The organism is Pseudomonas sp. GW823-FHT06B06 (assembly GCF_058795195.1).
Window position 1 is genome coordinate 157035 of record NZ_JBXAHO010000006.1, and the last position, 24620, is coordinate 181654.

20 protein-coding genes, 1 tRNA gene and 1 pseudogene are annotated in these 24620 nt (G+C 59.1%); 12 read left to right on the plus strand and 10 right to left on the minus strand.

Going from position 1 to position 24620, the window contains the following annotated elements; all coding sequences use genetic code 11:
- Positions 1-61 precede the first annotated feature (61 nt).
- Positions 62-1104: pseudogene (locus AC1Q8Q_RS07670) on the minus strand (PDDEXK nuclease domain-containing protein).
- Between the two features lie 261 nt (positions 1105-1365).
- Between AC1Q8Q_RS07670 and AC1Q8Q_RS07675 the strand changes: the two are divergent.
- From AC1Q8Q_RS07675 to AC1Q8Q_RS07695, 5 genes are all read left to right on the plus strand, one after another.
- On the plus strand, positions 1366-1812 hold the full coding sequence (locus tag AC1Q8Q_RS07675; protein WP_033038923.1) for a hypothetical protein: 447 nt from the start codon (positions 1366-1368) through the stop codon (positions 1810-1812).
- 419 nt (positions 1813-2231) lie between these two features.
- The gene (locus tag AC1Q8Q_RS07680) at positions 2232-3722 is read left to right on the plus strand and encodes an aldehyde dehydrogenase (protein ID WP_179054102.1); all 1491 of its coding nucleotides are present in this window, start codon (positions 2232-2234) and stop codon (positions 3720-3722) included.
- Between the two features lie 278 nt (positions 3723-4000).
- A complete protein-coding gene (locus AC1Q8Q_RS07685; protein WP_050511579.1) occupies positions 4001-4798 on the plus strand; it encodes a helix-turn-helix transcriptional regulator in 798 nt (265 codons plus the stop codon).
- 48 nt (positions 4799-4846) lie between these two features.
- Positions 4847-6229 carry an aspartate aminotransferase family protein gene (locus tag AC1Q8Q_RS07690; protein ID WP_489327062.1) on the plus strand — a complete coding sequence of 461 codons (1383 nt, stop codon included), beginning with the start codon at positions 4847-4849 and terminating at the stop codon, positions 6227-6229.
- Positions 6230-6412: 183 nt separating this feature from the next.
- Positions 6413-7792: an APC family permease gene (locus AC1Q8Q_RS07695; protein ID WP_033041029.1), complete on the plus strand. Its 1380-nt coding sequence runs from the start codon at positions 6413-6415 to the stop codon at positions 7790-7792.
- 162 nt (positions 7793-7954) lie between these two features.
- Here the strand turns inward: AC1Q8Q_RS07695 and AC1Q8Q_RS07700 are convergent.
- From AC1Q8Q_RS07700 to AC1Q8Q_RS07715, 4 genes are all read right to left on the minus strand, one after another.
- Positions 7955-8030: transfer RNA gene (locus AC1Q8Q_RS07700), tRNA-Phe, on the minus strand.
- Between the two features lie 103 nt (positions 8031-8133).
- On the minus strand, positions 8134-8406 hold the full coding sequence (locus AC1Q8Q_RS07705) for an oxidative damage protection protein (protein ID WP_033043799.1): 273 nt from the start codon (positions 8404-8406) through the stop codon (positions 8134-8136).
- Positions 8403-9470 carry an A/G-specific adenine glycosylase gene (gene mutY, locus AC1Q8Q_RS07710; RefSeq protein WP_033043801.1) on the minus strand — a complete coding sequence of 356 codons (1068 nt, stop codon included), beginning with the start codon at positions 9468-9470 and terminating at the stop codon, positions 8403-8405. Before mutY ends, AC1Q8Q_RS07705 begins: the two co-directional genes overlap by 4 nt.
- Entirely contained in the window at positions 9467-11692 is a 2226-nt protein-coding gene (locus AC1Q8Q_RS07715) for an AsmA family protein (protein ID WP_020795740.1), read from the minus strand. Before AC1Q8Q_RS07715 ends, mutY begins: the two co-directional genes overlap by 4 nt.
- Positions 11693-12101: 409 nt before the next feature.
- On the opposite strand from AC1Q8Q_RS07715, the gene AC1Q8Q_RS07720 reads away from it, so the two are divergent.
- From AC1Q8Q_RS07720 to AC1Q8Q_RS07750, 7 genes are all read left to right on the plus strand, one after another.
- A complete protein-coding gene (locus tag AC1Q8Q_RS07720; protein ID WP_492614949.1) occupies positions 12102-13766 on the plus strand; it encodes an OFA family MFS transporter in 1665 nt (554 codons plus the stop codon).
- A gap of 291 nt (positions 13767-14057) precedes the next feature.
- Complete coding sequence (gene hisB / locus AC1Q8Q_RS07725) at positions 14058-14651, plus strand: imidazoleglycerol-phosphate dehydratase HisB (RefSeq protein WP_007939452.1); 594 nt, start codon at positions 14058-14060, stop codon at positions 14649-14651.
- The gene (hisH, locus tag AC1Q8Q_RS07730; protein ID WP_020795738.1) at positions 14651-15289 is read left to right on the plus strand and encodes an imidazole glycerol phosphate synthase subunit HisH; all 639 of its coding nucleotides are present in this window, start codon (positions 14651-14653) and stop codon (positions 15287-15289) included. Before hisB ends, hisH begins: the two co-directional genes overlap by 1 nt.
- Positions 15289-15546, plus strand: a complete 258-nt coding sequence (locus AC1Q8Q_RS07735; RefSeq protein ID WP_020795737.1) for a DUF2164 domain-containing protein — start codon at positions 15289-15291, stop codon at positions 15544-15546. The genes hisH and AC1Q8Q_RS07735 overlap by 1 nt, the downstream gene beginning before the upstream one ends.
- Positions 15547-15588: 42 nt before the next feature.
- Entirely contained in the window at positions 15589-16326 is a 738-nt protein-coding gene (gene hisA / locus AC1Q8Q_RS07740; protein WP_020795736.1) for a 1-(5-phosphoribosyl)-5-[(5-phosphoribosylamino)methylideneamino]imidazole-4-carboxamide isomerase, read from the plus strand.
- Positions 16327-16335: 9 nt separating this feature from the next.
- The gene (hisF, locus tag AC1Q8Q_RS07745) at positions 16336-17106 is read left to right on the plus strand and encodes an imidazole glycerol phosphate synthase subunit HisF (RefSeq protein ID WP_007897430.1); all 771 of its coding nucleotides are present in this window, start codon (positions 16336-16338) and stop codon (positions 17104-17106) included.
- Between the two features lie 78 nt (positions 17107-17184).
- Complete coding sequence (locus AC1Q8Q_RS07750) at positions 17185-17940, plus strand: substrate-binding periplasmic protein (protein ID WP_454865615.1); 756 nt, start codon at positions 17185-17187, stop codon at positions 17938-17940.
- 52 nt (positions 17941-17992) lie between these two features.
- Here the strand turns inward: AC1Q8Q_RS07750 and AC1Q8Q_RS07755 are convergent, their stop codons facing one another.
- From AC1Q8Q_RS07755 to gpmI, 5 genes are all read right to left on the minus strand, one after another.
- On the minus strand, positions 17993-19216 hold the full coding sequence (locus tag AC1Q8Q_RS07755; protein ID WP_020795734.1) for a Vps62-related protein: 1224 nt from the start codon (positions 19214-19216) through the stop codon (positions 17993-17995).
- A gap of 113 nt (positions 19217-19329) precedes the next feature.
- Positions 19330-20097, minus strand: a complete 768-nt coding sequence (locus AC1Q8Q_RS07760; protein WP_492614950.1) for a divergent polysaccharide deacetylase family protein — start codon at positions 20095-20097, stop codon at positions 19330-19332.
- A 1-nt stretch (position 20098) separates the two neighbouring features.
- Positions 20099-21418 carry a S41 family peptidase gene (locus AC1Q8Q_RS07765; protein ID WP_492614951.1) on the minus strand — a complete coding sequence of 440 codons (1320 nt, stop codon included), beginning with the start codon at positions 21416-21418 and terminating at the stop codon, positions 20099-20101.
- 34 nt (positions 21419-21452) lie between these two features.
- A complete protein-coding gene (locus AC1Q8Q_RS07770; RefSeq protein ID WP_020795731.1) occupies positions 21453-22748 on the minus strand; it encodes a murein hydrolase activator EnvC family protein in 1296 nt (431 codons plus the stop codon).
- A gap of 191 nt (positions 22749-22939) precedes the next feature.
- Positions 22940-24469 carry a 2,3-bisphosphoglycerate-independent phosphoglycerate mutase gene (gpmI, locus tag AC1Q8Q_RS07775; protein WP_020795730.1) on the minus strand — a complete coding sequence of 510 codons (1530 nt, stop codon included), beginning with the start codon at positions 24467-24469 and terminating at the stop codon, positions 22940-22942.
- Between the last annotated feature and the right edge of the window lie 151 nt (positions 24470-24620).

Sequence of the window (24620 nt, forward strand, 5' to 3'; positions counted from 1 at the left end):
GGCGTCGGACCTTTGCGGGTAGCTGCCTAAGATAGTCCTCGCACCGTGTATGAACAATCCATCATGGCTCCCGAAGAAGCCGCTCTTCAAGCACTGCCCGCTCTCGATCCAGTTCTGCACGCAATTCTTCCTCGCTCGGCAGTACCAGTTGGTATTTGCTGGCAAACAATTGCTCATTACCCTCCAGCACTGAGTAACGAACGACGGACTCATCCTTTTGCGCGCAGAGAATGATGCCAACGGTGGGGCTATCTTCTTCTCCGCGCTTGAGGTGGTCGTACATGCGTACATACATGTCCATCTGGCCCACATCCTGATGGGTCAATTCACCGCGCTTTATATCGAAGATGACGAAGCACTTGAGCAGGTAGTTGTAAAAGACCAGATCAATGTAGAAGTCCTTGCTATCGGTGCTGATGCGCTGTTGGCGGGCGATGAAGGCAAAGCCCTTGCCCAGTTCGAGCAGGAAGCCTCGCAGTTGTTCGATCAGGGCCTGCTCGATCTCGCTTTCCTGAAGCCTGCCGGCGCTGGGCAAGCCAAGAAATTCCAGCACAACCGGGTCTCGGATGAAATGCCGAGGACTGGTCTTCATTTGCTGGTTGCTTCCTGCCTGACGGCACAGCGATCGCGACTTGCCAAAAGGCGTTCGTAGTACAGGGTATTGATCTGGCGCTCCAGTGCTCGGCTTGACCAGTTCTGGGTAGCAGATTCGTTCATGTACCAAAGGCGGGCGCTATCGCTGTCGACCCGCAGCAGCCTGCGATAATGGGTCCAGCTCAATTCGTGACGCAGTGCGTCACAAATTGGGAATGCTTGATAGAACAGGCGCATGTAACGAAGGTTGGAGGTGTCAAAGCCCTTGCCAAACTCCGTTGTCAGTACCTTGGCCAAGGTCGAAAGCAATTGTTTTCCGTAGCCCGCACGCCGAGCCCCTTCTTGTTCAAACTCGATAATATGCCGACCGATCTGCCAGCAGGTTTGCACTTGAACAGTATCGACCGCTCGCAACACCTTATGTCGCGCCTGGCGAATCAATTCACCAAGATTGCCAAGCAGTGAGGTGATTTGTGGGTCTTGCGTGTCATCCGGTATGAGGGCGCTCATGAAGTCTTCCGCGGTTGGCTTAACAGGCAGAAGAGAATGGCAAGAGACTATGGGGTGATGATGCAGGGCTCCTCTGAGAAATCCGGAGGACCTGCCGGTTTAATGGGCAGGACCTGGCTGATAGTAGTGAAGGGTCATGGAGCGATGCGTGTAGTACGTTTCGTAGCGCATTCAAGTACAAATCGTTCTAAAACATGACGACCGCGCCGGAAATCAAAATTAGGTAACGATTGGGTTCCGCGGAACCCGGGAGGCGTCATCATGAAGTACGTGCAGTCACTATTCCTGCCCTTTTTTGTCGCTTTCGGCGTGTTGATGAATCCTGTTGCGCAGGCCGCCAACCTTGAGCCGATCGACACTTCGGGTGTGCAGGTCCAACGCCAGGAACAAAACGGAATTGCCTACCTGTCCGGTGGTATCGGTGAAGATGAGGCGAAAGCCATCCAGCAAACCAAGGGTTACAACCTGCATATGACATTCTCCGTCGGTGTAGGTAATGAATACATTCCGGATGTCAATGTCGCCATTCAAAACGCGCAGGGGAAAAGTGTGTTGACCCTGACTGAGGCAGGTCCGCTGGTTTACGTTCAGCTGCCGCCTGGCAAGTACACGGTCGTTGCATCGCGTGCTGGTCAGGAGCGACGTGATACCGCGGATGTTGGCTCGGGGGCTGCGCGCAACCTGGTATTTCACTGGAGTGACAGTTAGCCGTGCCGAAAGGCGCGCGGCGAATTCCTCAACTTTCACATCCGCAAACAGCTGGCTTCACAGCTGTTTGCGGAGTATCTCGCGCTAGAGTTTGCGGTGTGCAAACGCGCGATGGATGGTTTGCTGAACAAACACCTTGGGGGGATGTGTTAGCGGATGCTGCGGATATTGCCCTTATTACCTTTTACAACTGGTAGGAGGGAGTGCCAGGTAGACGTAGGAATTTCAAAGGCGGTAGATTTGTTAGATCCCGAGCATAAAAAAGAAATCTTGCCTGCTGCTCCAGAACCTCGTCGCTACCCAGTTTTTTCTTGGGAACCGAGCACATTTTTACTATTTTTCCTCGCCGCGAGAGTAGAGCACCATCCTGCGAAACCAATAAAAACTGACCGTATCAGCGGTCGGCATGGGAGTAGCGTGTGCTCGATCTCAACTACTGGCAGCAGCGGGCTGCCCACCAAACATTCATTGAAAATGCCTTGATCGCAGGGCAGCAGGTCGCGTGCGCCTCGGGGGCGACTTTCGAGGTGATCAATCCGGCGACCAATCAGCGGCTGGCCTGTGTCGCCGCATGCGGCGAGGACGAAGTGAACCTTGCGGTACGTTCGGCTCGCCAGGCGTTCGAAGAGGGGACGTGGGCTCACATGGCTCCGGTGGAGCGCAAGAAGATCCTGATCAGGCTCTCCGAACTGCTCCTGGCCAACCGCGAGGAGCTGGCATTGCTTGACTCGCTGAGCATGGGCAAGCCGGTCATGGATGCCTACAACATCGATGTGCCTGGCGCGGCCAGTGTGTTCGCCTGGTACGGTGAAGCCCTGGACAAGCTCTACGATCAGGTCGCGCCCACCGCGCGCAATGCCCTCGCCACCATCACTCGCGAGGCACTGGGAGTGGTCGCCGCCGTGGTGCCATGGAACTTCCCGCTGGACATGGCGGCCTGGAAGCTCGCTCCGGCATTGGCCGCCGGTAATAGCGTGGTCCTCAAGCCCGCCGAGCAATCGCCATTCTCGGCCTTGCGCCTGGGTCAACTGGCGCTCGAAGCCGGCATCCCGAAAGGGGTGTTGAACGTTGTCCCCGGCCTGGGCGAAAGCGCTGGCAAGGCCCTGGGCCTGCATCCTGATGTGGACTGCCTGGTGTTCACCGGCTCGACCCAGGTCGGTAAATATTTCATGCAGTACTCGGCGCAGTCCAACCTCAAGCAGGTCTGGCTGGAGTGCGGCGGCAAGAGCCCGAACCTGGTCTTCGAAGACTGCCAGGACCTGGACCTGGCTGCGGAAAAAGCCGCGTTCGGCATTTTCTTCAACCAGGGCGAGGTCTGCTCGGCCAACTCCCGCCTCTATGTGCAGCGCTCTATCCACGATGAATTTGTCGAGCGCCTGATCGCCAAGGCTCGGGCCTGGCTGCCCGGTGATCCGCTGGACCCTGAAAGCAAAGCCGGTGCGATCGTGGATAGCGAGCAAGCCGCTCGCATCATGCAGGCGATCGAACAAGCACGTGGTGACGGCGCGAAACTCCTGGCAGGCGGCGAACGCCTGACGATCAATGGCTCTTCGAACTTCATCCAGCCGACGATTTTCGCTGGCGTGGATAGAAACATGCGCCTGGCGCGTGAGGAGATTTTCGGTCCAGTGCTGGCCATCAGTGCCTTCGACTCCGAAGAAGAGGCGATTGAGTTGGCCAACGACAGCATCTATGGTCTCGCCGCGTCAGTCTGGAGCGATGACCTGAACCGCGCTCATCGTGTGGCCCGGGCATTGAAGGCCGGGACTGTCTCGGTCAATACCATGGATGCACTGGATGTCGCCATTCCTTTCGGCGGCGGCAAGCAGTCCGGCTTCGGGCGCGATCTTTCCCTCCATTCATTCGACAAGTACACGCAACTTAAAACCACCTGGTTCCAGCTTCGTTAACACCGCTTCCATAGGCCACGTCGCAAGGCGTGGCAGGGGAAAACCCGACTGCACGCACTCCTTGGAGTGGCGTGCTTTTCCTGCTTGTGGGGCATATGGGGCGGCCGTTTGGCACCCTTTGGTCGACTCACCCTATCGGGTGATATCGGCAGTTTTCCGAGCGTGGGAACATCATTTCAACCCCGGCACCAGTCACCTCGTGTCGTTCCCAACCGTTCTTTTGGCGAGTCTTTGAAGTGGAAAACGATCGGTTTGTTTCTGCGCAATGGTTCGAACAGATGGCCAAGGTGACCGAGAGTATCGGTCAACCGGGATTCACCGCGACGCTGTTCGAAACCCTGGGCTGTATCTGGCCCATTCAGGCGACGACGCTGTACCAGTATCCGCATGGCGGCATGCCCAGCGCGCTGTTCGAACTTGACGGCCCCTGGCTGCCGCAAGGCAATGTGCGCCAGTACCTGTCCGGGTTCTATCTGCTCGACCCGTTCTACGGTGCCTGTGTAGAGGGCTTTAGCTCCGGTTGCTACGACCTTGCTGATGTCGCTCCCGACCACTTCGAGCTCAGCGAGTATTACCAGTCGTTCTATCGGCACTCGCACCTTCAGGATGAGTTGAACTACATCCTGCAGTTGTCTCCCGGGCTGAGCCTGGCTGTCTCGCTGGCGTTCACGGAAAAACTGGACGCCGCCACGACGCAGCAGTTCAAGCGCATTGCGCCCTGGGTCCTGACCTTGCTGAAAAAGCATTTTGTCGGCCTGGACACGCGCGGCGCTCGCTTCGAAAACCTGTTGGAGCAGCGCATCCACTCGGCACTGGATAACTTCGGCTCGTCGATCCTGACCGAGCGCGAATGCCGAATCGCCCAACTGATCCTGCGTGGCCATTCGACCCGCTCCCTGGCCGAGCGCCTGGGGGTGTCGGAGGACACCATCAAGTCACACCGTAAAAACGTCTACTGCAAGCTCGACATCGGCACGCAATCGGAATTGTTCTCACTGTTCATCGATTCGTTGGCCGAAGCCCAGGGCGTGCTCAGCAAAGACCCGCTTGAAAGCTACATGAGCAAGAGCCGCTGAACGGACTTGCTCCCCCTCGCGTGACTACCAACAAAAGAGAAAAAAGCCATGAATGCACCCTTCGAACCGAAACGGCAGACTCAGGATTATCAGAAGTCCGATGCCGCCCACCATATCCATGCATTTGTGGATCAGAAGGCGCTCAATGCCGAAGGCCCTCGAGTGATGGTACGCGGCGAGAGACTGTATCTCTGGGACAACGATGACAAGCGCTACCTGGACGGCATGTCGGGCCTGTGGTGCACCCAGCTCGGCTACGGTCGCAAGGACCTGACCGCCGCGGCGGCTGCGCAGATGGACCAATTGCCGTACTACAACATGTTCTTCCACACCACGCATCCAGCGGTGATCGAGCTGTCCGAGCTGCTGTTCAGCCTGCTGCCGGGTCACTACAGCCACGTCATCTATACCAACTCCGGCTCCGAAGCGAACGAGGTGCTGATCCGTACCGTTCGCCGTTACTGGCAGGTCGTTGGCAAGCCACAGAAGAAAATCATGATCGGCCGCTGGAACGGTTATCACGGTTCGACCCTGGCAGCCACCGCGCTGGGCGGGATGAAGTTCATGCACGAGATGGGTGGCCCGATTCCAGGCGTCGCGCACATCGATGAGCCTTACTGGTACGCCCAGGGCGGCGAGCTGACCCCGGCCGAGTTCGGTCGTCGCTGTGCCCTGCAACTGGAAGAGAAGATTCTTGAGCTGGGTGCCGAAAATGTCGCGGGCTTTATCGCCGAGCCTTTCCAGGGCGCTGGCGGCATGATTTTCCCGCCCGAGAGCTACTGGCCGGAAATCCAGCGCATCTGCCGCCAATACGATGTGCTGCTGTGTGCCGATGAAGTGATCGGTGGTTTTGGTCGCACGGGCGAGTGGTTCGCACACCAGTATTTCGGTTTCGAGCCGGACACCCTGTCGATCGCCAAGGGCCTGACTTCCGGTTACGTGCCGATGGGTGGCCTGGTGCTGGGCAAGCGCATTGCCGATGCGCTGGTGGAGCAGGGCGGCGTCTTCGCCCACGGCCTGACCTATTCCGGACACCCGGTCGCGGCCGCGGTCGCGCTCGCCAACCTCAAGGCGTTGCGTGACGAAGGCATCGTGCGCCAGGTGAAGGAGGATACCGGACCGTACTTGCAGCGGATCCTGCGCGAAGTGTTCGGCAACCACCCGATGATCGGCGAGATCCAGGGCGCGGGCCTCGTCGCAGCCTTGCAGTTCGCTGAGGACAAGGCTACGCGCAAACGCTTCACCAACGAAAACGATCTGGCGTGGCAGTGCCGCACCTTTGGTTTTGAAGAGGGCGTGATCATTCGTTCGACCTTGGGCCGCATGATCATGGCGCCGGCACTTGTGGCAACGCGCGCGGAGCTGGACGAGCTGGTTGAAAAGACCCGTATCGCGGTAGACCGCACTGCACGGATCGCGGGAAAGCTCTGAGCTCATCTGTGGGCCAGGCATGCTCGGGGCGGTGATCAACAGCGTTGCATCGCCCTGTATGCCTATCGATTGAACAAGTGGCTGTCGGAAATCGGGCAGCCCACCCTTCAGCAGATCATTCACTAACGGTAACCGCTCTTCGGATACCGCAGCGTCCTGCATTCAAATTTTCAGGAGTCAGCAATGAATACAATAACAAGCGTGGCCGACACTCCTTCCCATCACTCCCCATCGGAATCGGTTTCGCCTGGCAGGTTTCGACAATCCCTGGGGCTTACCGCTCTGGTCCTCTTCGGCCTGGCGTACATGGTCCCGCTGGCGGTGTTCACCACCTATGGCCTGGTGACCCAGATGACCAAGGGCCACTTGCCTACCGCCTACCTGCTGACCCTTGCCGCCATGCTGCTGACCGCCTACAGCTATGGACGCATGGTGCAGGCCCATCCGTATTCGGGATCGGTGTACTCCTATACGCGTAAGGCCTTCGGTAGCTACTTTGGCTTCATGGCCGGCTGGACCTTGTTGCTGGACTATATCTTCCTGCCGCTGCTCAGTTATCTGCTGATCGGCATCTACATGTCCGAATACTTCCCCGCAGTTCCCGCGGCGGTGTGGGTGGTTGGCTCCATTGCCCTGGTGACCTTCCTTAACCTGATCGGTATCGAATCCATCACCCGGGTCAACTTGCTGCTCGTGGTTGTCCAGTTGGTCTTCATCGTCGTGTTCGTGGCGTTGTCGATCCATAACCTGGGGGATCAGTCGGAGCCGGTTTCGTTGCTCGCACCCTTCCATCACGAGGGCTTCAGCGTTCCGCTGATCATGACCGGCGCAGCAGTCCTGTGTCTGTCCTTCCTCGGCTTCGACGCCGTGTCGACCATGGCCGAGGAGACGCCCAACCCGCGGCGTCTCATCCCCCTCGCCATCATGGTGGTGAGCCTGCTCGGAGGCCTGCTGTTTGTCCTTGTTTCGTATTTCGCGCAAATGGTCTATCCACAATGGAACACCTTTGCCGACCCGGACTCGGCGTCGCTGGACGTCATGCGCCGCGTGGGGGGTGAACTGCTGGTGACCGCCTTTACCGCCACCTACGTGGCCGGGTGTTTTGCCTCGGCGATGGTCTCCCAGGCCAGCGTCTCCCGGGTGCTGTTCGCCATGGGTCGGGACGGTGCGCTGCCGCGGGTGTTCGGCAGGCTGGTCTCGAAGAAGCGGGTGCCGGCCACGGCGATCATGCTGGTCAGCCTGTTTTCGCTGATTGCCCTGTTCATCACCCTGGATACCGTGGCCAACATGATCAGCTTCGGCGCACTCTTCGCGTTTTCAGCGGTGAACCTGGCGGTGATCAAGCATTACCTCGTCGACCAGAAGCTGCGCGGTCTGCGCAATTGCCTGATCTACGGCCTGGTGCCGGCCCTGGGCTTCCTCAGCACCATTTGGCTGTGGACCAGCCTGTCCAGCATGTCGTTCATGATTGGTCTTGGCTGGATGGGGTTAGGGTTACTTTGTTTGATGGGCGTTACGCGTGGGTTCCGGATGAAGCTGCCGGAATTGCAGATGGCGGAGTGAGCGGACTGCTGAGGCCGGGCTACTCCAGCCGCCCCTTGTGATCGCTTGCCAAGCTTTCACGGGGGGCATGCAAGGGTACAAACCCTGAAAAGCAAAAAACCCGCACTAGGCGGGTTTTTTGTGTGCTTCCAGGTGTGCTTGGCATCACCTGAAAACGGAAGGTGGTGCCCAGAGACGGAATCGAACCGCCGACACGGGGATTTTCAATCCCCTGCTCTACCGACTGAGCTATCTGGGCAACGGGGCGCATTAAACGGGTTTTTCAGAGGGTCGTCAAGCAAGTTATCAAAAAAATTTAATTATTACCGTCGCTTACGATCCGACCCCCCGATTTCACGGGCTTACTCGGCAGGCGGAACGTAGCCTTCGGCCTTGGCGTAATCCTCGCCGGAGAAGTACTTGTCCATCTCGCCCTGAAGATATTTGCGGTCTTCGGCGTTCATCATGTTCAGGCGCTTTTCGTTGATCAGCAGCGTTTGGTGTTTTTGCCAATCGGCCCAGGCCTTGGCCGAGACGTGGTCAAGAATGTCCTGGCCTTTGGCACCCGGGAATGGAGCGCGCTCCAGGGCGGGCAATTCTTCTTTGTACTTGCGGCACATGATGGTGCGGGTCATGACGACTCTCCTGCGTTCAATACGGCAGCCGCGCGTTCGAGCAAGGTCTTGACCGGGGCGGCAAGGCCCAGGCGCGGCGGGGTGGCGAGGTTATACCAGAGCCAGTCGGCCTCGGCCACGTGCTGGCCGGCCTCCTGGACCTGAACCAGCCAGGGTTCGATGGATAACTGGAAATGGCTGAAGGTGTGCACCAGGTTCGGCAGTGCCTGCGGGTTGCCCAACTCCAGCGAGTGCTGCGAGGCGAGATGTTGCAGGTCGTCGAGGTCATCGAGTTCCGGCAAGCTCCACAAGCCGCCCCACAGGCCCGTGGAAGGTCGACGGTAAAGCAGGATCGCACCTTCAGCATTGGCAAGCATCGGCATCAGCGTGCGTTTCTGCGGGATGGCTTTGCGTGGCTTGGGAATCGGGTAGCGGGTTTCCAGGCCGAGCATGTGCGCTTCACAGCCTTTTTCCAGCGGGCAGAGCAGGCAGCTCGGCTTGCTTCGGGTGCAGAGCGTGGCGCCCAGGTCCATCATCGCCTGGGTGTAGGCGTTCACCCGATCGTGCGGTGTAAAGCGCTCAGCGTTCGCCCATAGCTGTTTGGCGACCTTCGGCTCGCCCGGGTAACCCTCTTGCGCGGTAAAGCGTGCCAGAACGCGTTTGACGTTGCCGTCGAGGATCGGCGCGCGCAGGCCCATGCTGATACTGGCGATCGCACCCGCCGTGGACAGGCCGATGCCGGGCAGGTCGGTGAGTTTTTCCACGTCCCGGGGGAATTCACCGCCGTACTGCTCGACGACGATTTTGGCAGTCTTCTGCAGATTCCGCGCGCGGGTGTAGTAACCAAGGCCCGTCCACAGGTGCAGCACTTCGTCCTCGGGCGCCGCCGCCAGGGCTTCGACCGTCGGCAGCGAGGCCATGAACCGGTCGAAGTAATTCAGCACGGTGCTGACCTGGGTTTGTTGTAGCATGATTTCCGAGACCCACACCCGATAAGGGGTGATGCCCTGTTGCCAGGGCAAATCGTGGCGGCCGTGGCGGTCGAACCATTCCAGCACCGCCAATGAAAACTGCTCGGCTCTCATCGCTTGAACAGCCCCTTGAGTGCGTCCTTGAGTTCCGGGCTGACCTTGTCGCCCAGTTTCTCGTCGATTTTTTCGCTGATGCGCTCGCCCGCCAGTTTGCTCGCGACCTGGCCCATGCGTTCGTTATCCAGGCGGCAGGCCTTGGCGCCGAGCTCCAGTGGGCCGCGGCAACGCAACGGCCACTGGATGCCGACAAATTTCTCGCTCACCTGGCAGGCCGGGTCCGGCATGTCGCTCTTGTCGCCTTCGACAATGATGCCCACGCGATAATCCATGCCCAAGACCCGCAGGTCGATGTCGCCGTCGCCGTTGACGGTCATGCCCGGGATGCGCACTTTCAGGTCCGGGTTGCTCGCGACGCCGTTTCGAAAGGTCAGGTTACCCTTGAGCTCCTGGAACGGTGTGTCCTTGCCCCTTGGCTCGCCGCTGAGGGACTTACGGTTGAGCGTGGCGATGCCTTTGCACAACTGTTGTTCGAGGTTGGCATTGAGCAGCACGCCATTGTTGATGACGAAACTGGCGTTGCCATTAAGGGTTTCGATCAGCGCTTTCTGGCTGTTGCCGCTACCGGTGAGGGTGCTGTTGAGTGTTACCAGGCCTTTGACCGGTGGCTCCTTGCCCTGGCTTTCGAGGATTTTTTCCGCTGGCACCCGGCTGATTTGCGTCTGCATGTTCAGCACCGGCGCCTGCTGGCGCACATCAAGGGTGCCTTTGGCTTCGAAGTTGCCCTCGTACAGGTCGCCGCGCAGGCTGCTCAGCGTCAACAATCCACCCTGGCCGTTGGCCTTGAGCACCGCGTTGTGGATCGGCAGTTTTTCCAGGGTTAACTGGCCGAAGGTCAGGTCGGCGTCTACATCCAGCTTGCTCAGACGTTCCACCGGCAGCAGGCGTTCGTTGCTCCAGGCTTCTTTGGTTGGGGATTGCGGCAGGGGTGTGCTGCCGGCCCCGGCCATGGCATCAGCTTCGGTGCTGGCGACTTCGGCCTGACGCACTTGCTTGGCGCTGTTAGCCTCGGCCGACTTCGGCGCCAGGTAACGGTCGACGTTGAAGGTGTCCGCCTTGAGGGTTGCGCGCAGGGATTGCTTGGCGAAATCCTCGACAGCGATGCGACCGGTAAAGGTGCTGTCGTCGACTTTCAGGTTGATGTCATCGAGCGTGAGGCTGGAGGGCGTGCCGGTCAGGCGCGTGGCCAGTTCGACCTTGCTCAGGCTGCCTTCGGCCATCGCCGGGAGTTTCTGGCCGATGCTGTCGACGAATTTCGCCAGGTCGAACTGGGCAATCGACAAGCCGCCGTTAACCTGCGGGGTTTTATCGAGGTCATTGACCTTCAGCTCGCCCAGCGCTCGCAGTTGGTTGGCGGAGACCTTGATCCCGGTCCACTCGGCGACGTTGGCAGCCTTGTCCAGCAACAGCTGGCCTTGCGCAGCGAAGGTCACGGTCTTGCCTTGCAGCGGATCGCCGGCGACTTCACCGGACAGCTTCATGTCTTCGAGCTTGTAGCGCTGCAGCGCGCGTTCGAAACGCAATTCGCCGTTGAGCTCGGTGCGCACCCGCAGAACCGGCTGGTTGGTGCCCAGGAACGCGGTGAGCTTGACCGGGATGTTGGTGGAGTCGTGCACCGGCCCGGTACTGAGCTGGATGCTTTCGGCGCTGAATTGCTTGCCGGTTTTTTCGTCGCTGTATTCCACGCGGGCGTTGTTGACGGTCAGGCTGTCGATGTCCAAGCGAATGGGCTGTGCCGGTTTTTCCGCCTGGGCGGTGGTTGGCTGCTCAGGTTCGCTGGTGGCATCGGCAGGCGTGGCCGTGGTTGCAGGCTTGGGCACCTTGCCGATGTCTTCCCAGTTGCCGTGGCCATCTTTGTCGCGGTTCAGGCGCAGGTTCAGGCCTTCGACGCGCACATCGCTCATCTGCACCTCGCGGCGCAGCAATGGCAGCACGCGGACCGACAGGCCGAGCATCTGCAGGTCGGCGAAGGGCTCGGCGGGCTTGGCCAGGGTAGCGACCGCCGCATCGTGCAGTTCCAGGCCCAGCCAAGGGAACAGGCTCCAGCCGATATCGCCATTGAGCGTCAGCTCGATGTGGGCCTTGTCGCGGGCAATCTGGCGTATCTCGTCTTTGTAGTCGTTGGGATCGAAGAGGTGGGTCAGGGCAAAGCCCAGCGCCACTACGATCAGCAACAGCCCGAGAAGTACCAGACCCAGGATTTTGCCGAACGCTTTCATGGGCGAGTCCTTGTAGTTAGTCGAATTCGAAATTTAGCCGGGGAGTATAGCGCTCCGCAGCGCCCGACCGGGCAGATCACAAGGACAGAGCGTCGAGCATCCAGGCAAAAAGTGATTTTGCCTGCGTGTAGACAGGATCTGTACCGGAGAAGAAGTGGTTAATCAGTTCGACAATGATCGCAAGGGAGGTTCCTTCAGGTGGTACGAAAACGGACAACTTCGAAAACGTGATGTCAGTTTGGTTTTTCGACCATTGGCAAATGCTACCCTGCACCGGTTCGTCCGCCCCTCTGCGACGTGATGTCGCAGGAAAAACGAGCTTTTCCCTAAAAAACGGTCATGTCTGCGTGCATTAAGGCTGAGGGTGAAAAGTGGCTGGCGAACACTACTGACAATTGGGGGATAAACAATGACCACGAGCATCACGGCAGACGGCCTTCAAGCCGGCCAGCCCGCGTTCCTTTCCAAGGAGCGCATTATCGCCAGGCCCGGTTTCAACCGATGGCTGGTGCCACCGGCCGCGCTGGCTATCCATCTGTGTATCGGCATGGCGTATGGCTTCTCGGTATTCTGGTTGCCGCTGTCCAAAGCGCTCGGCATCACCGCACCAGTGGCTTGTGCGCCCGACATGAGCTTCATCGCTCAAGTGTTTTCTTCGCAATGCGACTGGCCGATTTCGATGCTCGGCTGGATCTACACCCTGTTCTTCATCTTCCTGGGTTGCTCGGCCGCCATCTGGGGTGGCTGGCTGGAGCATGCCGGGCCGCGCAAGGCGGGTGTCGTCTCGGCGCTGTGCTGGTGCGGCGGTCTGCTGATTTCCGCGCTGGGGGTCTATACCCACCAGATCTGGCTGATGTGGATCGGCTCCGGGGTCATTGGCGGTATCGGCCTGGGCCTGGGCTACATCTCGCCGGTGTCGACCTTGATCAAGTGGTTCCCGGACAAGCGCGGCATGGCGACCGGCATGGCGATCATGGGTTTCGGCGGGGGTGCAATGGTCGGTGCGCCCTTGGCGGCGGCGTTGATGAGTCATTTTGCCTCGCCCACCAGTGTCGGCGTGTGGCAAAGCTTCCTGGTCATGGCTGCGATCTATTTCGTGTTCATGATCGGCGGCGCGCTGTCCTATCGAGTGCCGCCGACCGGCTGGAAGCCTGAAGGCTGGACGGCACCTGCGAAAAAAGCCTCGAACGCGATGATCACCCACCGTCACGTGCACGTTAACGTGGCGTGGAAGACGCCACAATTTCGCCTGGTATGGCTGGTGTTGTGCCTGAACGTATCCGCCGGTATCGGCATCCTCGGCATGGCTTCGCCACTGTTGCAGGAGGTTTTTGCCGGCAAGTTGCTGGGCAATGACCTGACATTTGGCCAACTGGACGCCTCGCAACTGGCTTCGATTGCCGCCATCGCTGCGGGCTTCACCGGTTTGCTGAGCCTGTTCAACATCGGCGGGCGTTTCTTCTGGGCCTCGTTCTCGGATTACCTGGGCCGTAAAAACACCTACTTCGTGTTCTTCGCCCTGGGCTTTGCTTTATACGGACTGATTCCGAACCTTGGGCATCTGGGCAGTGTCGCGCTGTTCGTGGCAGCCTTCTGCATCATCCTGTCGATGTACGGCGGTGGTTTTGCCACGGTCCCCGCTTATCTGGCGGACCTGTTCGGCACGCAAATGGTCGGTGCGATCCACGGTCGCCTGCTGACGGCATGGGCGGCGGCAGGTGTGTTGGGTCCGGTGCTGGTGAACTACCTGCGTGAATATCAGCTGAGCATCGGCGTCGAGCGTGCAGCGGCGTACGACATCACCTTGTACATCCTGGCGAGCCTGCTGGTACTGGGCTTTATCTGCAACCTGCTGGTGCGTCCGGTGGCCGACAAGTACTTCATGACCGACGCCGAGCTGGCTGCCGAACAGGCTCTGGGTCACGACAAAGGGGCTGACAGCAGCACCGTGCTGGAGTGGAAAGCCGATGCCGGCACCAAGCCGTTGGCGGTAGCTGCCTGGCTGGTGGTGGGTATTCCGTTGGCATGGGGTGTGTGGGTGACGCTGCAAAAAACAGCGGTACTGTTCCACTAAGAAGCTGAGGGTCTGGCCTGACATCTTCAGGCCAACACCAACCCCTGTGGGAGCGGGCTTGCTCGCGATTGCGGTCTGACAGTCGACAAATATGTTGCATGTGCAGCCCCTTTCGCGAGCAAGCCCGCTCCCACATTTGTCTGGTGGTGCTTGAAATGGCTTGTATGGACATGTCTATCCCCGACGACCGGGGATTCTATCCGTCAGCGATATCACCTCCCGTGTTTCTGTTTCGCGCCCGCGCCCCTATAATGGTTGCCTTTTTCGCCCAATGATTTTGCGGAGCTGGTGATGGCCGAACGTATGGCGTCAGTCGAGCGCGACACTCTGGAAACCCAGATCAAAGCCTCGATCAACCTGGATGGCACCGGAAAGGCCCGATTTGATATCGGTGTACCTTTTCTTGAGCACATGCTGGACCAGATCGCCCGTCACGGGCTGATCGACCTGGATATCGTCAGCAAAGGCGACCTGCATATCGATGACCACCACACGGTGGAAGATGTCGGTATCACCCTGGGTCAGGCATTCACCAAAGCCATCGGCGACAAGAAAGGCATCCGTCGCTACGGCCACGCCTACGTGCCGCTCGATGAAGCGCTGTCGCGCGTGGTAATCGACTTCTCCGGCCGCCCTGGCCTGCAGATGCATGTGCCGTATACCCGCGCCACCGTCGGCGGTTTCGATGTTGACCTGTTCCAGGAATTCTTCCAGGGCTTCGTCAACCACGCCAACGTCACCCTGCACATCGACAACCTGCGTGGGCACAACACCCACCACCAGATCGAAACTGTGTTCAAGGCTTTCGGCCGCGCCCTGCGCATGGCCGTGGAACTCGATGACCGCATGGCCGGGCAAATGCCTTCGACCAAGGGCGTCCTGTAATGCAGACAGTCGCGGTTATCGATTACGGCATGGGCAACCTGCACTCGGTGGCCAAGGCCCTCGAGCACGTGGGGGCTGGCAAGGTCCTGATCACCAGCGATGCGAACGTGATTCGCGAAGCCGACCGGGTGGTTTTCCCCGGTGTTGGCGCGATCCGCGACTGCATGGCGGAGATCCGTCGACTGGGTTTCGATTCACTGGTACGTGAGGTCAGCCAGGATCGTCCGTTCCTCGGCATCTGCGTTGGCATGCAGGCCTTGCTCGAACACAGCGAAGAGAACGACGGCGTCGACTGCATCGGCCTGTTCCCGGGCCAGGTGAAGTTCTTCGGCAAGGATCTTGTCGAGGACGGCGAACACCTGAAAGTCCCGCACATGGGCTGGAACGAAGTAAAGCAGAAGGTGAGTCACCCGCTGTGGCACGACATTCCAGACATGGCGCGGTTTTACTTCGTGCACAGCTACTACATCGCCGCCGGTAATGCGCGGCAGGTGGTCGGTGGCGGTCATTACGGGGTCGACTTTGCCGCAGCGCTGGCCGAAGGCTCGCGTTTCGCCGTGCAGTTCCACCCGGAGAAAAGCCATACCCATGGCCTGCAGTTGCTGCAGAACTTCGCCGCGTGGGACGGTCGCTGGTAATGGCGGTCAAGAAGAAGCCGCCGATCCTGACCCTCACTCCTGAACAGGAGAGTGAGGCCAATCACAAGATCAAGCGCTTCATGGAGGATCGCTTCGAACTGGACCTGGGTTCGTTCGAAGCGGCCGAAATCCTTGAGCTGTTCACCCGCGAAATTGCTCCTCACTATTACAACAGGGCGATATTCGATGTGCAGGCGCACCTCAAGGAGAGGTTCGAAAGCATCGAAAGCGACCTGTGGGCGCTCGAGAAAAACTGATTTCCGAGCCAAGCTGAACATTCAAATTTGAAGGTTTGCCAGATGCTGATTATTCCCGCTATCGATCTTAAAGACGGTGCCTGTGTTCGTCTGCGCCAGGGCCGCATGGAAGATTCCACAGTGTTCTCCGATGACCCGGTGAGCATGGCTGCCAAGTGGGTGGAGGGCGGTTGCCGTCGTCTGCATCTGGTCGACTTGAACGGTGCGTTCGAAGGCCAGCCGGTCAACGGCGAAGTGGTCACCGCGATTGCCAGGCGCTACCCGAACCTGCCGATCCAGATCGGCGGTGGCATCCGTTCCCTGGAAACCATCGAACACTACGTGAAAGCGGGCGTGAGCTACGTGATCATCGGCACCAAGGCCGTGAAAGATCCGGCCTTCGTTGCCGAAGCCTGCCGCGCGTTCCCGGGCAAGGTAATTGTCGGCCTGGACGCCAAGGACGGTTTCGTCGCTACCGATGGCTGGGCTGAAATCAGCACCATCCAGGTGATCGACCTGGCCAAGCAATTTGAAGCCGACGGCGTGTCCGCCATCGTTTATACCGACATCGCCAAAGACGGCATGATGCAGGGTTGCAACGTGCCGTTCACCGCTGCGCTGGCGGCTGCCACGAAGATCCCGGTGATCGCTTCCGGTGGCATCCACAACCTGGGTGACATCAAGACCCTGCTCGACGCCAAGGCGCCAGGCATCATCGGTGCGATCACCGGTCGTGCGATTTATGAAGGCACCCTCGACGTCGCTGAAGCGCAAGCTTTCTGCGATTCGTACAAAGGCTGAGGACTGACCATGGCGCTGGCCAAACGCATCATCCCTTGCCTGGACGTGGATAACGGCCGGGTCGTCAAAGGTGTGAAGTTCGAGAACATCCGTGACGCGGGCGACCCGGTGGAGATCGCCCGTCGTTATGACGAGCAGGGTGCCGACGAGATTACTTTCCTCGACATCACTGCCAGCGTCGACGGTCGCGACACCACGCTGCATACCGTCGAGCGCATGGCCAGCCAGGTGTTTATCCCGCTGACCGTGGGCGGTGGCGTACGCACCGTGCAGGACATTCGTAACCTGCTCAATGCCGGTGCGGACAAGGTCTCGATCAACACCGCTGCTGTGTTCAACCCGGAATTCGTCGGTGAAGCGGCGCAGCACTTCGGTTCGCAATGCATCGTGGTTGCCATTGATGCGAAGAAGGTCTCGGGACCTGGCGAAACCCCGCGCTGGGAAATCTTCACCCACGGCGGGCGCAAGCCCACCGGGCTCGACGCGGTCGAATGGGCGAAGAAGATGGAAGGCCTGGGTGCCGGTGAGATCCTCCTGACCAGCATGGACCAGGACGGCATGAAAAATGGCTTCGACCTGGGTGTCACCCGCGCCATCAGCGATGCATTGGGCATTCCGGTGATCGCTTCCGGCGGTGTCGGCAACCTGCAGCACCTGGCCGACGGCATTCTCGAGGGCCACGCCAGTGCAGTGTTGGCAGCGAGTATTTTCCACTTCGGTGAATACACCGTTCAAGAAGCCAAGGCCTATATGGCCCACCGCGGTATTGTGATGCGCTGAACAAACCGGTACAGGCCAGTGGACATCATGGCGGGCTCAGGGCACTCTTGAGTACGCCATGGATTTCGGTAGCCAGACATGTTTAAACGCATTCTTCTTGTTCTCGCCAGCGCTTCCTTGTTGTTCATCAGTAGCGCACGCGCCGCCGACAGCTCCACCACGGAACTGGTGTTGCTGACGGAAAACTTCCCGCCGTACAACATGGCCAAGAACGGCAAGAACTTCGCTCAGGACGAGAACATCAATGGGATCGCCGTGGACATCGTCCGCGAGATGTTCAAGCGCGCCAACGTCACTTATAGCCTGACCCTGCGTTTCCCCTGGGAGCGTGTCTACAAACTCGCGCTGGAAAACCCCGGTTACGGAGCATTCGTGATGGCCCGTTTGCCGGACCGCGAGCGGCTTTTCAAATGGGTCGGGCCGATCGGTCCGGATGACTGGATCATGCTGGCCAAGGCTGACAGCAAAATCTCCCTCGAGACCCTGGAGGACGCGCGCAAGTACAGGATTGGCGCGTACAAGGGCGATGCGATTGCCGAGACGCTCGCCAAGCAGGGCCTGAAGCCCATCGTGGTGCTACGCGATCAGGATAATGCGAAGAAGCTGGTCAGCGGACAGATCGACCTGTGGGCCACCGGCGACCCGGCCGGGCGCTATCTGGCGCGCCAGGACGGGGTAAACGGGCTAAAGACCGTGTTGCGTTTCAACAGCGCCGAGCTGTACCTGGCGCTGAACAAGGACGTACCGCAGGCAACCGTCGCCAAGTTACAGGCTGCACTGGATCAGATGCGCAAGGACGGCGTGGTCGACGAGATCATGGGGCGGTATCTATAGTTGCTGCTGGAATTTCTACTGGTTAAAGGGTGGGTGTGACTTCATCCGTCTTTTAAGATGAGAATTCAGTCAGGTGTAAATTGCTCATGTCGGTGTAATTAAGCTCTGTAGTGACTTGAGTTCTGTCTTCGCGCAGCAGTCTGTAGTTACTCTGCATTTGATATACCGCCACAGTTCTGTTTTTTGAGACGACGATAAAGACTTCTGTGGCAGCATGGGCGGACCATCCGCCTGACTCATCAGAATGAGCAAATTTCTTGTCCAATCTCCCCGAAAAGTTGATGAGAGGCGCCTGCACGTTGATTGGCCATTCACTATCGAATTCGATAGACGTGACGAGGGCGAATGCCGTCAGGCTTTGACGTGTCTGAACTCTGTGTACTATCCACTTGAAGGTTTTACTCGCGGCGTCTTCATTATGGCCGCTTCCCACGAGCACATACTGGTCTGTCCTCTCCAAGAGGTATGAAGGCGTTGTGCGTAGTTGCTCAATCGGGCTCAGAACCGGGTCTATTACGGTAAACCAGGGAAGTTTGGCGATGTAAGTGGTTTCGGCTTTTTCGAGTTGTGTAGGCTGCCCGATCCCGGACAGTACTGGTGCCTGCAGCTGGGGGTTGATTTGAAGCGGGATGCTCATTCGCAATGAATAAGTAGTGAGTGTCGTCGGTTTGGAATAGCCTCTAACACCGGCAAAGGTACCGGGTGAAAGGTAGATTTCACCGTTTTGCGCGATGGGTGGGCAGATGCTCCAAGCGCTGAGATCCTGTCGCGCACCACTGCTTTTATCGCTCCAGATCAAGTTGCCGACAGTTGAGGCTACTACCAGGTCCTCCCTGATGCATCGAACCACGTTGAGCGAAGGTTTTTCACGGTCGGAACACACCATCCCCATTGCAACGTAGCCATCGGGAGGGATCGGGCGCCAAATCGTGCAGTCCGCAACGGTTGTTGAGCCTGCACTTCTCCAGACTTGTTCGAAGTCGATAGGTGGGCTGAGTGCATTAACTTTGGTGCTTTCTCCACTTTTTGGTCCTTCGCAGACGACCACGGCCACTTTTTTACTATTAATACTGTCATGTCCAGGAATGACTAAATCGCCCAGAGAGAAATAGCCCGGCAGCAAATCAGGGGCTGGCGCAGCGCGCCAAAAGGTTGCGGGCTTCGCTTGTGATCGCCCGCTGTCCCAGAGTCGCTGAAACTCTGTCGTAAAGTTGATTAGCAAGTTATCGACTTTTATCGAGCCTATTGGTTTTGTAGCGCTGTTCTCGGTGTTCATGGTTATTCCTGATATGTAAAAGGCGACTCAGGGCCGCGACCTGTTGCAGGTCTCAATATCTGGAATTGGAAGAGGTGTCGGGCGGTAGCTATGTATAGGTGCGTGGCGAGTTGTTACCGGTAAATTCCGTCTTTGCCATGGGCAACCATGGCGCGATTGCCGCGCACACTGACCATCTGCTTGATATCAATCCACTCGATGCCCTGAGCCTTGAGCTTGGGCAGTTCACGCTCCAGTACCGCCAGCGTCTGTGGATACGGATGCCCGATCATCACCGCCGAACCCTGCTTACGCGCAAGGCTGATTGCTGTCTGCAACTGGGTGAAGATTGCCGCTTCAGTGCGCTCATCATCCAGAAACACATCACGCGAAATACTCGCCAATCCAATCTTCTGCGCTTCGGCCGCTGCCACAGTCTGCGCGCTGGTGCGACTATCCACGAAGAGCTTGTGCCGACGCTGCAGGTCAGCCATCAACCAGGCCATGGCTGGGCGTTGGGCAGTCATGCGGCTGCCCATGTGGTTATTGATGCCAGCGGTATAGGGTACGACCTTGAGTGCTGCGTTCAGGCGTTTCTCGAGCTCTTCGACAGGCAAGTCGGGATGCCAGGCGAACGGACCGGTGGCCGGGTCCATGGGCATGTGCAGGATGACGATCTTGCCGGCACGATGGGCTTCGCGAGCGAACTCGGTGGCGTGAGGGGTGTCGGGCATGATCGCCGCCGTCACCGGCCCCGGAAGGGCCAGCACCTGGCGATCCCGGGGCAGGTTTTGCCCCAGGTCATCGATGATCAGGCTGATATAAGCCTTTTGAGGGGCGGGTGCAGCGTGAACAACACCCGCCAGGCAACACAACAGCCCCAGGACTACCCGCGCAAGCATCTCAGCGACCGGATGTGATGCTCAGCCCTTTGAGCAGGCTCAGGGCCTGGGCCAGTTGATAATCGTCGTCTTGCGGCATCGGCTTGGCCTTGCCGCCGGAGCTGCTTGGTTTGTCGGCGCCACCGTTGCCGTTGCCCAAGTGACCTTGCAGGTCGGCTTCCTTGAAGTAGTCGCCGTCTTGCTCGTTGGTGATCTTGGCCTTGCGCACTTCGATGTCCGGGACGATACCCTGGGCCTGGATCGAGCGGCCGTTGGGCGTGTAGTACAACGCGGTGGTGATCTTCAGTGCTCGGTCGTTGTTCAGTGGCAGCACGGTTTGCACCGAGCCTTTGCCGAAACTCGGCGTACCCATGATCACCGCGCGTTTCTGGTCTTGCAGGGCGCCGGCGACGATTTCCGAGGCCGAGGCGCTGCCGCCATTGATCAGCGCGACCATTGGCACGGCTTCGCTTTCGTCCTTGCCGGTGGCAGAGAAACGCAGTTCGGAGTTGGCGATGCGACCCTTGGTGTAGACGATCAGGCCCTTGGTGATGAAATGGTCGACCACTTCCACCGCCGATTGCAGTACGCCGCCCGGGTTGTTGCGCAGGTCGAGGATGATGCCGTTGAGTTTCTTGCCGTTGTCTTTGCGCAGCTTCGCCAGGGCCTTGGACACTTCTTCGCCGGTCTTGACCTGGAATTGGGTGATGCGGATGTAGCCATAGCCGGATTCGAGCAGCTGGCTCTTCACGCTCTTCACCTGAATGATGGCGCGGGCCAGGGTCACATCGAATGGCGTGCCGCCGTCACGTACCAGGGTCAGGGTGATTTTCTGGCCGATCTTGCCGCGCATCTTGTCCACGGCTTCGGTCATGCTCTGTCCGCGGGTGGGTTGGCCGTTGATCTTGACGATGAAGTCGCCTGCCTGGATGCCAGCCTTGGAGGCCGGTGTGTCATCGATTGGCGACACCACTTTGATAAAGCCGTCCTCGGCGCCGACTTCGATGCCCAGGCCGCCGAATTCGCCACTGGTGCTTTCCTGCAGTTCAGCGAAGTCTTCTGGTCCCAGGTAGGCGGAGTGCGGGTCAAGGTTGCTGAGCATGCCCTTGATCGCGTTTTCCAGCAGGGTCTTGTCGTCTACCGGTTCGACATACGCGGCCTTGATCCGATCCATGACCTCGGCAAAGGTGCGCAACTCTTCCAGCGGCAGTGGCGCCTTGGTGGTCGCGGCAGTGCCCGCAGGCGCGACTGCCGGGGCCGGTTGAGCGGCGAACGCCAGAGGCGCGCCGATCACCAGGGCGATCGTCAGGGCCAGCGAGGTAAGGCGGGACAAATGCAGCATGTCGAACGAACTCCTAATGTAGGTGACTCAGCGCCTATCCTTGCGCGCGGCACCATTGCGCCGGATCACTCGGGTGACCCTGCTGACGAATAGCAAAGTACAGCGCTGGTGTGTCCTGCCCGCCACTGTTACCGACAGTGGAGATGGATTCACCGGCTTTTACCACGTCACCCGCAGACTTGAGCAGTGTCTGGTTGTGACCATAAAGACTCAGGAAACCGTTGCCGTGGTCGAGAATCACCAGCAGCCCGGCGCCGCGCAACCAGTCGGCGAACACCACTCGACCGCCATGCACCGCATGCACCGCACTGCCTGCAGAAGCGCCGATCATTACGCCGTCCCACTTGGTCCGGGCGTCGTCGCCACGGCTTTCACCGAAGCGCGCCAACAGTCGACCATCGACAGGCCATGGAAGTTTGCCGCGAGTTGAAGCAAATGCGCCGCCAAAGGTTTCACCGGAACTGGAAACCAGTGGGCCGGGTGTCGATTTAACCGGTTTGCGTGGGGCATCGTCGTTGGCATCTGCCAGCGCCTGGGCCTCACGTAAACGCTTTTTTTCGGCTTCCTGCTGGGCGATCAGCGCTTTTTGTCGCGCCTCTTCTGCCTCACGAGCCTGGCGGGCCAAGGTTTCTTCAATAGTTTTAAGGACTTTAGACAGGTCAGCCTGATCCTGCTCACGGGCTGCCAGTTTCTGGTCGCGAGCTTTCACGTCGTCGTTGAGCTTGGCCAGGACTTGCTGGCGCTCCTGACGTACTTTCTCGAGCTCGCCACGCTGGGTTTCCAGGCTGCTTTGCTGTACCAGCAATTGCGCCTGCTGCAGGCCGATGTCTTTTTCGACATTGGCGAGCTGGCGCAGGGTTTCGTTGAAATTCTTCAGCTGCTCCAGGCGAGCCTGGCTCAGGTAGTCGTAATAGGTGAGCGTGCGGGCGAACTTCTCTGGGTTCTGCTGGTTGAGCAGCAGTTTCAAGTATTCCTGCCGGCCGTTCTGATAAGCCGCGCGGGCCTGGATGGCAATCAGTCGCTGTTGTTCAGTGCGCGCGCTCTGGAGTTTTTTTTTCTCTGCATCGAGTCGTTGCAACTCGGTTTCGCTTTTCTTCAGCTCTTTTTGCAGGGCGTCGACCTGCTTCTCGAGCTTGCCCATCTCGGTTTCAGTGCCCTTCAGGTCTTTCTGCACGCCGGACTTTTCTTCCTGCAGCTTGCCCAGCAGTTTTTTCAACTCGGCAATGTCGTGACGCGTGGCGTCCAATTGTTGCTGGGTTTGCGCGCGCTCATCGGCGAAGGCCGGCTGGAGCAGGCAAGTCAGGGCGAGGGCTATCAGGACGCGGAGCATAGAGGCGGGCGACACCAAAGAAAGGGACGTCCTAGTATGCCCGCCATGAGCAGCAAAAAAAATGCCCATTTCTGACTGTGTGATGACTGGAAGGGGAGGTGGGGGGGATTTAGTCTGTAAAACCACCACAAACCACTGTGGGAGCTGGCAGGCCAGCTCCCACAGTGGTTTGTGGCGTTTGAGCGTGCGGGTTACACCAGAATCGAAGTCCCGGTCATTTCCGCCGGTTTTTCAAGGCCTAGCAGCTTCAGCATGGTCGGCGCCACATCTGCCAGCACGCCGCCTTCGCGAACCTTCAGGTCACGCTTGCCCACATAGATGAACGGCACCGGTTCGGTGGTGTGCGCGGTGTGGGCCTGGCCGGTGGTTTCGTCGGACATCTGCTCGACGTTGCCGTGGTCCGCGGTGATCAGCGCTTCGCCGCCGACTTTTTCCAGGGCATCGACGATGCGACCGACGCACTGGTCAAGGCACTCAACAGCCTTGACCGCTGCCTCGAACACACCGCTGTGGCCGACCATGTCGCCGTTGGCGTAGTTGACCACGATTACGTCGTAACGCTGGTTTTCGATGGCGTCGACGATGCGGTCGGTGACTTCAGGCGCGCTCATTTCCGGCTGCAAGTCATAGGTAGCGACTTGAGGCGACGGGATCAGGATGCGTTCTTCGCCCGGGAACGGTTCTTCACGACCGCCAGAGAAGAAGAAGGTCACGTGGGCGTATTTCTCGGTTTCGGCGATACGCAGCTGGGTCTTGCCGTTTTTCGCCAGGTAGTCGCCCAGCACGTTTTCCAGGCTGCCGGCGGCAAATGCCGAAGGTGCGGGAATGCTGGCGGCGTATTGGGTCAGCATGACGAAACCGGCCAGTTTTGGCTGACGGGTACGTTCAAATTCCTTGAAGTCGTCCTCGACGAAAACGCGGGTCAGCTCGCGCGCGCGGTCGGCGCGGAAGTTCATGAACACCACGGCGTCGCCGTCTTCGACTTTCACCGGCTCGCCAATGGAAGTGGCCTTGACGAATTCATCGCTTTCGCCGCGCTCGTAAGCCGCTTGCAGACCTTCCTGAGCGGTGGCGGCGTTGAATTCGCCCTGGCCTTCGACGATCAGGTTGTAGGCCTGGGAGACACGGTCCCAGCGGTTGTCGCGATCCATGGCGAAATAACGACCGATGAGGCTGGCGATCCGGCCTTTACCCAGGGCCTTGAAGGTAGCGTCCAGCAGTTCGATCGACGATTGCGCGCTTTTCGGCGGGGTATCGCGGCCGTCGAGGAAGGCGTGCAGGTAGATTTTTTCGGCGCCGCGCTTGGCGGCCAGTTCGGCCATGGCGACCAGGTGATCCTGGTGGCTGTGCACACCGCCATCGGACAGCAAGCCCATGAAGTGCACGGCCTTCCCGGCAGCGACAGCTTTGTCCACCGCGGCACAGATGGTCGGGTTCTCGAAGAACTCGCCGTCGCGGATCGATTTGGTCACACGGGTGAAGTCCTGATACACCACGCGACCGGCACCGAGGTTCATGTGGCCGACTTCGGAGTTGCCCATCTGGCCGTCCGGCAAGCCGACGTCCATGCCGCTGCCCGAAATCAGGCCGTTGGGCACGGTGGCCCACAGGCGGTCCAATACAGGCTTCTTGGCGGCAAAGATCGCGTTGGATTCAGGGCTCTCACTGTGACCGAAGCCGTCGAGAATAATCAGGACCAAAGGTTTAGGCGTGGTAGTCATGGAGTCCACTCGTGGCTGAGATAAAAGAGGGCGATGGAAAAGGGAGTGGCAGTTTAAAGCGAAGTTCCGGCCACGTCACCGCCGGACGGGGTTTGGCCCACCATAGTGGCTGTGTATACTGGCCGACATTTTAACGCCCTGGAACCTCCTT